At 34.8% G+C, this 244-nt stretch carries 1 protein-coding gene; it reads left to right on the top strand.

Features of this window, described 5'->3' with window-relative positions:
• Positions 1-244, top strand: a 244-nt coding sequence (locus V6256_RS15405; protein WP_341599129.1) for a PLP-dependent transferase, incomplete at both ends; no start/stop codon positions are given.

Genomic DNA, 244 nt, shown 5'->3' with positions numbered 1-244 from the left:
GAGTTCTTTAAACGTGATTATACCGCTTCCAATGGCTTATTTTCATTTCTGTTAAAAGAAGGCTCTAGTAAAGCATTAACGGCAATAGTTGAAAATATGAAGCATTTTAAAATCGGCTTTTCATGGGGTGGTTATGAAAGCTTAATTTTAAGTGTGGCAGGTATTGATAGTATTAGAACGGCAACGACATGGGATAAAAGTAAACCGATGATTCGTTTACATATTGGTTTAGAAAACCCAGATG

The organism is Psychromonas aquatilis (genome assembly GCF_038155185.1).
Classification (GTDB): Bacteria; Pseudomonadota; Gammaproteobacteria; order Enterobacterales; family Psychromonadaceae; genus Psychromonas; species Psychromonas aquatilis.
The sequence above is the reverse complement of the archived record's forward strand: the minus strand, read 5'-3'. Positions and strand labels throughout refer to the sequence as shown.